Here is an 8,760-nt window from a genome sequence, read left to right as displayed (position 1 = left end):
GCACCGCGTCCGATCGGCTGGATGTCGACGGTGAGCGCCGGGGGCGTACGCAATCTGGCCCAGCAGCTTTGGGGAGTCTACGTCAGGTAAGCGGACCCTCGCTCAGTCGGACCATGGCGTTTCTGATCATCTCATCCTGGCCCTTAAAGGCCCGTTTTGCTGATCGTAGGAGACGCTGGGCTTCTACGATGGGCCGGGCTAAGATCACCGGATGCGTCGTGTATTCCGTCTCCTGCTTGCCGTGGCAGTGCTCTGGTGCGGGCTACACCTGTCACCGGCGGAGGCAGACGGCGGGGTTTGGACCGGCGCGGATGCCGTCGCACATATCCACCCAGCGGATCATGGCTCGGATAGTCACTCCCAGAGCGATGTCGTGCATGGATGCCATAACCACTGCCCGGTCTCGCCCGAGATTGGTCAGAGTCCGGCAATTGGCGGCCAGGGTGATGGACCTGCATTGCTGTTCACATTGCCCAGCAGGCCGCTGACACCCGCGGAACAAGCCCCACCGCCCGAGCCACCTGCCGCCTGAGCACTGCATGCCGCAGGCCCGCGCCTGCTTGCTGACCATTGTGCTCAGGAGTTCCAGAATTGCCTATCAGCTTACGCTACGCCCTGCTTGCGGGCGTTGCAGCGCTCATGCCCGCTGCCGCTTTCGCGCAAGTGGCTCAACCGGATCCGACCACGCCTGAAGAGGGCGAGGACGAGATCATCGTCCAGGCGACCCGCTCCGGTCGACGGGTCCAGGACGAACCCGTCCGCGTCGAGGTACTCGGCCGGGAGGAGATCGAGGAGAAGATCCTCATGCGTCCCGGCAACATCGCGCTGATCCTCAGCGAAACTGGCGGCCTGCGCGTGCAGATCACCTCCCCCGCGCTCGGTTCGGCCAATATCCGCATCCAGGGCATGGAAGGGCGCTACACGCAGCTGCTGGCGGACGGGCTGCCTCTGTATGGCGGCCAGGCATCGTCGCTCGGTCTGCTGCAGATCCCCCCGACCGACCTCGGCCAGGTCGAGGTCATCAAGGGGGCGGCCTCTGCCCTCTACGGTCCATCGGCGCTCGCCGGGGTGATCAACCTCGTGTCCCGTCGGCCGGGCGACACGTTCGAGGCAGAGACCCTGCTCAATGCCACCTCGCGCAATGGTCAGGACGCCACCGCCTATGCCGCGGCGCCGCTGGGTGGCGGTCTGGGCGGCTCAGTCACGGGCGGCTACCATCGCCAGAGCCGGCAGGATCTGGATGGTGACGGCTGGGTGGACATGCCGGGCTATGAGCGGTGGACGGTCCGACCGCGTCTGTTCTGGGAAGGCGATGGCGGCGCGGAAGTCTTCCTGACCGCCGGTGCCATGACCGAGAAGCGGACCGGCGGCACGCTCAGGGGGCGGGCGACGCCCGATGGCACGGCCTTTCGCCAGGCGCAGGATACCGAACGCTTCGACGTCGGGCTGGTCGCGGAGGTTCCGCTCAGCGACACGATGAGCGTGCATCTGCGCGGTTCGGGCATGACCCAAGGGCACCGGCACCAGTTCGGGGAGGTTGTGGAGAACGACCGGCACGGCACGGTCTTTGCGGAAGCATCGCTTTCGGGCGCCGCGGGCGGCACCTCCTGGATCGGCGGGCTGGCCTATCAGCGCGACACTTTCCGGTCGCGGACCTTCCCGATCTTCGACTACGCCTACGAAGTGCCGGGTGTCTTCGGCCAGCTGGAACAGGATCTGTCGCCGGATCTGACGCTCGCGAGCAGTGCTCGGATCGACTTTCACAATGAGTTCGGCACCCGGTTCAGCCCGCGTCTGTCGCTGCTCTACCGGCCGGGCTTCTGGACTGTTCGCTTGTCCGGCGGACGCGGGTTCTACGCGCCCACGCCGTTCGTGGAGGAGATCGAGGCGGCGGGTCTGTCGCGCCTTGCACCGATCGAGGGTCTGGAGGTGGAAACGGCCACAAACGCGTCGGTCGATCTCGGCTACAGGCGCGGACCGCTGGAAGCGAACGTCACGCTGTTCGGCGCCAATATGCGCAACACGACCGAACTGGTGCCGCTCGACGCTGTCAGTGGAGCAAGCCGGGTGCGCCTGATCAACCTGCCCAGCACCACGAAGACACGGGGGACGGAGCTGCTACTGCGCTATCGCTGGGCGGATCTGAGCCTGACCGGCAGCTATGTCTTTGTCGATGCCGACGAGGAAAGACCGGATGGATCAGGCCGACGGCGGGTACCGCTTACACCCAGGCACACGGCCGGGCTGGTCGCCATGTGGGAGCAGCACGACAAGGGGCGCCTTGGCCTGGAGGTCTATTATACGGGTCGCCAATCGCTTGACGACAATCCGTACAGGACGCGATCCCGGCCCTATTTCGAGGTCGGCCTGATGGGTGAGATCGCCGTCGGGAACGCCCGTCTGTTCCTCAATGCCGAGAACATCTTCGGCACCCGGCAGACGAAGTACGAGCCGCTGCTCCGGCCTGCCCGAGCAGCCGATGGGCGCTGGACAGTAGACGCCTGGGCACCGCTTGAAGGCTTCGTGCTGAACGGCGGCGTGCGCCTCAAATTCGGCGGTTCCGAGTAGCAAAGCAGCCTGAACGAAGGGCTGGTTCCGGAGAACAGGAACCAGCTGCGGATGGCGAGAAGCAAGCAACTGTCCATGACAGGTCCACCCCGCCGGTGCAGCGCTCACCCCGGCGGGGAGGCACCACGCAGCAGCGCACGGCTGTTCTCCAGCCCGGCGACCAGCGCCTCCTGCACGGCGACGATGCGCGGCGCACTGCGCGTGTCGCGGTGCACGCCCATCCAGATTTCCCGCACGATCGACGGTTCGGCGTCGAGCCGGACCAGCCCCGGCTGACCCTGCGCCAGGTAACAGGGTAGGTGCTCGAGACCGACTTCGGCCATGACGCCGCGCAGTTGCACCTCCCGGCTGTTGGCGAGCAGCGCCGGCCCCGCCTGGCGGGTGCGTTCGGCCAGCCATTGTCCGTCCGGCGTCGCCAGCAGATCGTCCTGCACGCGCACCACCCGTTGGCCGGGGCGCCTGCCGCCCAGTCAGGCCGGCCATGGCTGGCGAGGTATCCGGCGGAGGCGTAGGGGGCGAACGCCATCTCGCCGACCTCGCGGACCACGATCTCGTGCGCTTCGAACCGGCCAAGCCGCACGGCGATGTCCGCCTCCCGCCGCGCCAGGCTGAGCGACCGGTCGTCCGTGATGAGCTCGATCACGATGCCGGGATGGTCGGACTGCAGGGCGGCGAATGCGGGTGTCAGCACATGCCCTGCCAGCGCCTCCGCCGATGTCACCCGCACCAGCCCTTACACGGCGGCGGGGCGGGGCGCATCGCCTATGAGATGGGCATGGTGGAAGGGCTGAAGCGCGGCTTCACGGTCGCCAACCCCGACCTCGGCACCGCGCCCGACATCAGCACCACCACAGAGGCGACAAACCAGAATTCCTGCATGCGAACAGGAGCGCCCGAGTTGCGGCACCAGCGCCTGTCGAGCCCCGGGGACCTGTTCCGCGATGCCGTGTCGCCTGGTTCGGTGTAGCTCGCCTTCTGGCGCCGAAGCGCCATGTCGCCGCCATCCGCGGCCTGCCAATCGCAGCGCGCCCGAAACATGCCGCAACCAAATAACTCCGTATAGCGGAGGTTTGCCATGATCGGCGCAGGAACATGTTGCAGCCCACATGCTAGTTCATCGATCATGCGGCGAACCGTGGAGGAGGACCGCACGCAATGGTTGATCGACGAAGCCTTCTGGCCATCTCCCTTGCCGGGGCAGCGGTTCATTCACTCGCTCCTGTGCTGGCCGCAGATCGAAGCCGACTGACCGCACCCTTCCCCTCCGGTTTTCTGTGGGGGGCCGCGACGGCCGCCTACCAGGTCGAGGGCAACAACGTGAACTCGGACGTGTGGGCGCTCGAACACATGGAGCCGACCAGCTTCGCCGAGGTATCCGGGGATGCGGCCAACAGCTTCGCCTTGTGGCGGGTGGACCTGGAACTGGTGAAGGCGCTGGGGCTAAACACCTACCGCTTCAGCCTGGAATGGAGCCGCATCGAACCTGCGCCCGGCCAGTTCTCGGTCGCAATGCTGGATCATTACAGGGCGATGATCGCAGGCTGCCGCGCCCTGGGGCTGGTGCCGGTTGTCACGTTCAACCACTTCACCACGCCGATCTGGTTCGCATCTCAGGGGGGATGGGCCAACCCGGAGGCTCCGGCCCTGTTCGCCCGTTACTGTCGCCGTGCGGCGGAGCATCTGGCCGAGCATATCGGCCATGCGCTGACGCTGAACGAGCCGAACCTCGTAGGCATGCTGGAGGTCGCGCTGCCGGGCGGCAGGGGGGAACGGTTGATCGTCGCCGACCGGGCGATGGCCGCAGCGGCGGCGCGGCTTTATGGCGTGCCGTTGTTCCTGTCCGGCAACCCGGTCTATGTGCCGGATCGGGTGGCGGTGCAGACCCATCTGCTTGCCGGCCATGCTGCGGGCCGGGAGGCGATCAAGGCGGTTCGCCCCGACCTTGCGGTGGGCGTCAGCCTGGCGATGAGTGACGATCATGCGGCGGAAGGGGGCAGCGAGATGCGCGACACCATCCGCGCGCAGCTCTACGATCCCTGGCTGCAGGCCGCGCGGGGCGACGATTTCCTGGGTGTCCAAAACTATTACCGCGCGATCTGGGGCGCCGGCGGCAAGCTGCCGGCGCCGGAGGGCGCGGTGTTGAATGCCGGAGGCGCGGAGATCTACCCGTCGTCGCTGGCCAACGCCGTGCGCTATGCCCATTCCCGCTGCCCGCAGCCGATCTTCGTCACGGAGCATGGCACTGACGTGACCGATGATGCCCAGCGTGCCTGGTTGATCCCGGCGGCCCTGCGTGAACTGCAGGCAGTGCTGGCAGAGGGTATCCCCCTGCTGGGCTACATCCACTGGTCGCTGATAGATAATTTCGAGTGGTTCCAGGGGTACAAGCCGCATTACGGACTGTGCAGCGTGGATCGAACCACCTTTGCCCGCACCCCGCGTCCCAGCGCCGGGGTGCTTGGGGCGATCGCGCGGGCCAACGCCGTCTGATCGCCCCTGATCCCGCCGATCAGTCGCGCGGCGGCAGCGTGTCCAGATAGGACAGCACCGCCGCTTCGCTCACCACGTCGGCATATTTCGCGTTCATGTCGAACAGGTTCGCGCGGTGCGGATCGGGGTGGCGGTCACCGCAGGCATCTTCCACCACCAGCGTGCGGAACCCGTGCTGCATCGCATCGACGCAGCTCGCCCGGACGCAGCCGCTGGTAGTCAGCCCCGTCAGGATGACGCTGTCGGCGCCAAGCGCGGTCAGTGTCGCGGCAAGCGAGGTGCCGAAGAAGGCGCTGGCATATTGCTTGGAGACGACCAGATCGCCTTCGCCCGGGTCCAGTCCCTGCGGCCAGGCGGCCATCGGATTGCCGCGGATGAAGTAGCGCATCGGTTTGGACTTCTCCAGGAACCGGCCGCCATCCAGTCCGCTGGGGTCGAGCACGACATTGGTCAGGATGACCGGCACGCCCGCCTGCTTGGCGGCGCTACGCAGCCGGAGGGCCGAGGCTAGGGCATCCTCCACCCCGGCGTAAAGGTCGCATCCGGGATCGAAGTAACCCTGCACGAAATCGATCAGCAGCAGGGCCGGCCGGCGGCCGAAGCCGACCTTGCGGCCATAGGCGCGCGCATAATTGGTGGAAAGGTCTTCAGGCGTGCTCACCTTGTATTCCCCTTGGCTTGTTTCAGAGCTCTGACATCAACCGCCCGAAATGGGGCACATGATCGTTGATCCCGCAGGTCCGCAGGGCATGCCAGTATGTCGCCGTATTGATGGCGATCACGGGCTTGCCCAGCCATTGCTCCGCCGCGGCGCAGAAGCGGATGGCGGAGACATTGGTCCCGACCTGGATCAAGGCATCCACGTCGTCCCCGTCCAGCGCCTGGAATGTTTCGCGGATGCGCGCATCGTCGATCTCGGCGATCGCGGTCCAGGAAGGGGCCTGCAGCGGAATGTCGCGCACCGTTTCATAGCCATAGTCCGACAGGAAATTGCGCACCTCCGCATTGGCGGTCGGATAGTAGGGAGAGAAGAACGCGACCCGTCGGATGCCGCCATAGGCGGCCAGTGCGGCGGCGAGTGCCTCGGACCCGGTGCTGACCTTGAGGCCGGAACCCTCCTCGACATTGCGGCGCCACTTCAACGCGCCTTCCGCGCCACCGAAGAACGTCACCGCCGACATACCCATCACCAGGTAGTCCGGCGCGCAGGTCAGCACGCCACGCACGGCGCCGATCGTGTTGTGGCTGATCTCCCACGCGCCTGCCATGAACGTCTCGTTCGATACGGCTTTGGCATTGTCCACCACGATGCGGCTGTAATGGTTGGTCACGCCGTGGGGGCGCAGATCGTCGAAGTCGGGCTGCACGATCGTGTTGGTGGACGGGCCCAGGACGCCGAACTTGTAGCGGTAGCCCTGCACGTCGCGGTTGCGGCGCGCCAGTGCGACGGGCGGCGTGGCGGCGATGTCCGTCATACGATGGCCCTTTCTTCCTGCAGACTGGCGAACATGGACTGACGCAGCAGATGTTCGCGCCGGGCGACCGGATCGGCATGGATGCGGCGCATCTTCTCCTGCTTGGCGCGCAGCACCTCGCCTTCCGCCATTCCCATGTTCTGCATGTTCTCGATCGTCTGGGCCTGGATGAAGGAGCGGGTGACGGCCTGGCGCTGCCGCTCGAACAGGTCCAGCGCCTCCTTTCCGGCACCCTTGCGCAGGACCTGCCACAGCTTGTCCGCCAGGTTCCAGCCATCATGGATGCCGCTGTTCATGCCGAAGCCGCCCAGCGGATTATTGAGGTGCGCGGCGTCGCCCACGATGATCGCGCGGCCGTGCACGAATTGCTGCGCCACGCGCTGGTGCACCTTGTAGATGGTGCGATGCGTGGTCTCGACGTGCCGATCGCCCACGATGCGGCCGAACAGCGCATCCTTGTTCGCATCGCTGATCAGCTCTTCGTCCGAAAGCGCGCCGTCCGCCGGGACCAGCACGCGCCAGACGCTGGGCACCTTCAGCAGCACCAGCCATTCTTCCGGATCGGAGATGTAGTTCACATAGGCGAGATCAGTGATGACCTCGTGAATAGGAAAGTCTGTCGACATGGACACGAACTTCTCCTCGTAGGTGAAGCCGTCGAACTGCGTGCCGATCTGCCTGCGCACGGCCGACCGCGCCCCGTCCGCCCCGATTATGAACCGGGCCGCGATCTCCCGCCGCTCGCCGTTCTCCTCGATAGTGGCGACGGTGCCCTCGCCATTCTCCTGCATCGAGACGAAGCGGCAGCCGAAGCGCAGGTCGACGTTCGGGTGCGCGGCCAGACGGCTGGTGAGCAGGCGCGCCATGTTGAACTGTTCGCACTGCAGGCGGAACGGGAACTTGGTAAAGTTGTCCAACTCCGTCAGGTCGAACGCGAAGAATTCACCGCTGCGCCGATCGCGCATCTGGTAGACAGGCGCCTTCAAGCCGATGGCGATGAGCGGGTCGGCCGCATCGATCTCGTCAAGCATCTCCAGCGTGGAAGCATGGATGGTGGTGGCGCGCAGATCGTGGGTGTAATCGGTTTCCGCCTCGATGATGGTGACCCGGATGCCCATGCTGGCCAGGCGCGAGGCGCAGGTGGTGCCGACAGGCCCCGCCCCAACGACGAGGACTTCACAACTGTTCATATCCGGGGAACTCTCCGTGGTATCTTATGGAACAGGAGCCCGCGATCGGGGCGCCCTTCTTTTGCTCCGGAGGCAACGGACGCGAAATGGCAGACGAGATGTTCCTCCGCCATGCGGAGGTATCGTTCCGGATAGCGGAACGTCGCTCCTTGACTTGGGATCGTTCCGGCCTTCTGCTGCGTGCTTCGGCACCCTTTCTGGAGAAGCATGTATGAGCGGCGGCGAGGGTGTGGCGGGCGAGGGCGACGGCGACCGCAAGGACGTCATTCGGTCGCTCATCAAATCCATTCACGTGATCCAGGCGATCAACCTGCATGGCGCATTGAGCCTGACGGATATTGCGCGCGGGGTCGGGGTGCCGTTTCCGACCGCCTACCGCATTGTCAACACACTGCTGCGAGAAGGGCTGATCGAACGCGAGGAAGGGCGCAAACGGTATCGGCCCACGGCGCTGATCCAGACGCTTGCCTGCGGGTTCCAGAACCACGACCATCTGGTGAACGTGGCGCGCCCCGCCGCCATTGCGTTCACCGACCGGTATCACTGGCCCCTGACTGTGGTGACCCGCGTGGGCGACAAGATGGTCGTGCGCTATTCCACCAACGACCGCACCACGCTGACCTTCAACAATTACTATCCCGGCTGGCAGGTCCCACTGCTCGCATCCGCATCGGGCCAGGTCTATCTTTCCTATGCGTCGGAGACGGTGCAGCAGAGCTTGCTGGATCAGTCCCAGGCACAGGGCGGGGAGGACAACTACCTGCTCCGTCAGTTCCGCGACGGATCGGCCGGGCAACGCATCCGCACCGCGGGCCATGCAGCGGTCGCGAAGACGCTTTATTCCGCCAACCCGGGCAGGACATCGTCCATCGCCGTGCCGCTCTTCAACGGGGAGGAACTGGTCGGATCACTGGCCATGGTGTTCTTCGCCAGCGCCATGAGCCTGGACAAGGCGGTGGCGGACTATCTGGCGCCGCTGAAGGAAGTGGCGGAGCATATCGACGCAGGGCTGCGCGGAGACGCCGTCCACCCGTGAT

General features: G+C 65.7%; 8 protein-coding genes and 1 pseudogene. 4 read left to right on the top strand and 5 right to left on the bottom strand.

Going from position 1 to position 8,760, the window contains the following annotated elements; genetic code table 11:
- The first annotated feature begins 663 nt into the window (after positions 1 to 663).
- Positions 664 to 2,568: a TonB-dependent receptor plug domain-containing protein gene (locus D5S08_RS11475; RefSeq protein WP_241557365.1), complete on the top strand. Its 1,905-nt coding sequence runs from the start codon at positions 664 to 666 to the stop codon at positions 2,566 to 2,568.
- A gap of 104 nt (positions 2,569 to 2,672) precedes the next feature.
- Here D5S08_RS11475 and D5S08_RS17160 read toward each other — a convergent pair whose 3' ends face one another.
- Both D5S08_RS17160 and D5S08_RS17490 read right to left on the bottom strand, forming a co-directional pair.
- Positions 2,673 to 3,002, bottom strand: a complete 330-nt coding sequence (locus D5S08_RS17160) for a hypothetical protein (RefSeq protein ID WP_241557364.1) — start codon at positions 3,000 to 3,002, stop codon at positions 2,673 to 2,675.
- Between the two features lie 89 nt (positions 3,003 to 3,091).
- Positions 3,092 to 3,259 (bottom strand): annotated as a pseudogene (locus tag D5S08_RS17490) (LysR substrate-binding domain-containing protein); the annotation flags it as partial.
- Here D5S08_RS17490 and D5S08_RS17485 point away from each other — a divergent pair.
- The gene (locus D5S08_RS17485; RefSeq protein ID WP_175578928.1) at positions 3,260 to 3,535 is read left to right on the top strand and encodes a hypothetical protein; all 276 of its coding nucleotides are present in this window, start codon (positions 3,260 to 3,262) and stop codon (positions 3,533 to 3,535) included. It begins immediately after the preceding pseudogene.
- Positions 3,536 to 3,723: 188 nt separating this feature from the next.
- The gene (locus D5S08_RS11460) at positions 3,724 to 5,058 is read left to right on the top strand and encodes a family 1 glycosylhydrolase (RefSeq protein WP_121118611.1); all 1,335 of its coding nucleotides are present in this window, start codon (positions 3,724 to 3,726) and stop codon (positions 5,056 to 5,058) included.
- A 19-nt stretch (positions 5,059 to 5,077) separates the two neighbouring features.
- Here the strand turns inward: D5S08_RS11460 and D5S08_RS11455 are convergent, their stop codons facing one another.
- The 3 genes from D5S08_RS11455 to D5S08_RS11445 are packed head-to-tail and all read right to left on the bottom strand — an operon-like array spanning position 5,078 to position 7,723.
- Positions 5,078 to 5,719: an isochorismatase family protein gene (locus D5S08_RS11455; protein WP_121118609.1), complete on the bottom strand. Its 642-nt coding sequence runs from the start codon at positions 5,717 to 5,719 to the stop codon at positions 5,078 to 5,080.
- Positions 5,720 to 5,741: 22 nt separating this feature from the next.
- Positions 5,742 to 6,533: a maleate cis-trans isomerase family protein gene (locus D5S08_RS11450; protein ID WP_121118607.1), complete on the bottom strand. Its 792-nt coding sequence runs from the start codon at positions 6,531 to 6,533 to the stop codon at positions 5,742 to 5,744.
- A complete protein-coding gene (locus tag D5S08_RS11445; RefSeq protein WP_121118605.1) occupies positions 6,530 to 7,723 on the bottom strand; it encodes an FAD-dependent oxidoreductase in 1,194 nt (397 codons plus the stop codon). Before D5S08_RS11445 ends, D5S08_RS11450 begins: the two co-directional genes overlap by 4 nt.
- A gap of 211 nt (positions 7,724 to 7,934) precedes the next feature.
- Here D5S08_RS11445 and D5S08_RS16455 point away from each other — a divergent pair, with 211 nt between their 5' ends.
- Positions 7,935 to 8,759: a helix-turn-helix domain-containing protein gene (locus D5S08_RS16455; protein WP_162301965.1), complete on the top strand. Its 825-nt coding sequence runs from the start codon at positions 7,935 to 7,937 to the stop codon at positions 8,757 to 8,759.
- Position 8,760: the final 1 nt, after the last annotated feature.

The organism is Croceibacterium ferulae, from assembly GCF_003660445.1.
GTDB lineage: Bacteria > Pseudomonadota > Alphaproteobacteria > Sphingomonadales > Sphingomonadaceae > Croceibacterium > Croceibacterium ferulae.
This window is presented reverse-complemented; position numbering and strand designations above follow the sequence as displayed.

Coding starts and splice junctions, on each gene's coding strand:
- D5S08_RS11445 (WP_121118605.1), bottom strand. CDS start 7,723: ATGAACAGTTGTGAAGTCCTCGTCGTTGGGGCGGGGCCTGTCGGCACC.
- D5S08_RS16455 (WP_162301965.1), top strand. CDS start 7,935: ATGAGCGGCGGCGAGGGTGTGGCGGGCGAGGGCGACGGCGACCGCAAG.
- D5S08_RS11450 (WP_121118607.1), bottom strand. CDS start 6,533: ATGACGGACATCGCCGCCACGCCGCCCGTCGCACTGGCGCGCCGCAAC.
- D5S08_RS17485 (WP_175578928.1), top strand. CDS start 3,260: ATGCCCTGCCAGCGCCTCCGCCGATGTCACCCGCACCAGCCCTTACAC.
- D5S08_RS11460 (WP_121118611.1), top strand. CDS start 3,724: ATGGTTGATCGACGAAGCCTTCTGGCCATCTCCCTTGCCGGGGCAGCG.